Here is a 1,519-nt window from a genome sequence, read left to right as displayed (position 1 = left end):
ACAATGATCACGAAGCCCGTGCCTGCCCTGCTATACACCCCAACCGGTCACAACCCGACCAGCCACACAACCCCGGAACTTGCAACCGCCCTGCGGAGGCAGCCCGCCTGAAAGCGCTCCACGACCGGGAGTTCGCCGAATTCGCCGAGGGCTCCTACTACCGGGTCGAACGGATCCTCAGGGCGACGTGTCGAGACCGTCAAGCGGTGGACGACGCCCTTCAGGAAGCGTATCTGCACGGCCGAGTCGAGTGGCCCAAGCTTCGCGAGCACGTCAAACCGGCCGGCTGGATCATCAGCACGGCCCGCTTCAAGATGCTGAAGGACCACGATCGGCGCCACCGGGAAGCCGCGGTGGCACCGGAAGACCTGCCACCGTCGTCCCACTCGGACATCGCGGACGTGTGGGAGGCGCAGGAGACGCTGCGAGGCTGGCTGCACCAGCTGCCGGCACGGCACGCCGAAGTGTTCCAGATGTCGCGGGAGGGCTTCTCCAACCAGGAGATCGCAAGCATTCTCGGGCTGACCGAGAACAGTGTCCGCTCCTACAAGACCGCCGCCAAGAAGAGGCTGGGCGAACTGGCCGAGGAAGCAGGCTTCACCCGTTCGGAGCGCGACCGGCGTCAGGGGGCGGGCCGTGGACCTCGATGACATCCTGACCTTGGCCGAGACCAGGCCCAGCCCTCTCGAACTCGCCCGCGCCCGACGTGTCGCACGGACGGTGCAGAGTCAGTACGACCTCTCCCTGACAGAGGGCTACAAGATCATCGTGGATGCCGACCTCGTCGACCCGCTGACGTGGGACGCCGACGAGGCCACCCGGGTGGCGCGCGCCGCCCAGCTCGCGAAGCGGGGCACGGTCACCTGGCTGCTCGGCGCCGGCCAGACGGAGCATTCCGAGCGGCTCTCCTGGTCCGACGAGATGGCGATGATCGTCGGCCACGCGCCCGGAACGCTCCGCCTCACCCCGCGGACGCTCTTCGAACTCGTCCATCCCGCTGATGTCGAGCGTGTCCTCGCCGCGGTGAGGACGGCGTGGGAGCAGAGCCGTCCCGACGAGATCGGCTTCCGGGTGGTCCAACCCGGAGGCAGCATCCGCCACGTGTCCTGCCACCTCGAGATCCTGACCGAGGCGGGCCGGCCGGTCGGCGTCATCGCCACGGGCGAGGACGTCACCGCGCTCGAGCTCGCTCGCCAGGAGCAGCGTCGGCTCGCCATCCGCCGTCAGATGCTCGGCGCCGATCTGGCCGTACGGGACGTGCTCACCGGACTACAGACCCGGGGCTATGTCATCGACGAGGTCGACAGGGCGCGCCGCACGACCGGCGGCGCCCTGATCGTCGTCACGACCGAGCCCGCCACCCGCATGCCTGACGCGCTCACCGACGAGGACCGGGACCAACTGACTGCTGACATCGCCCGGACCCTCCCTGTCTGACCCGAAAATCCAACGGTGAGTAGGCAGGCCGAAGGCACCCGGCGTAGCGCAGCGGAGCCGGGTGTGGATGGTGGTCTGGGGT

Annotated in this window: 2 protein-coding genes; both read left to right on the top strand. The window is 68.5% G+C overall.

Annotated features, from left to right (window positions below; translation table 11 throughout):
• The coding region (locus C569_RS0129480) for an RNA polymerase sigma factor (RefSeq protein ID WP_369754159.1) at window positions 1-650 on the top strand (650 nt) is incomplete at its 5' end.
• On the top strand, window positions 637-1,437 hold the full coding sequence (locus tag C569_RS0129475; protein ID WP_018789279.1) for a PAS domain-containing protein: 801 nt from the start codon (window positions 637-639) through the stop codon (window positions 1,435-1,437). The genes C569_RS0129480 and C569_RS0129475, both read left to right, overlap by 14 nt.
• Window positions 1,438-1,519: the final 82 nt, after the last annotated feature.

Origin of the sequence: Micromonospora sp. CNB394 (assembly GCF_000374985.1) — a bacterium.
GTDB lineage: Bacteria > Actinomycetota > Actinomycetes > Mycobacteriales > Micromonosporaceae > Micromonospora > Micromonospora marina.
The sequence above is the reverse complement of the archived record's forward strand: the minus strand, read 5'-3'. Positions and strand labels throughout refer to the sequence as shown.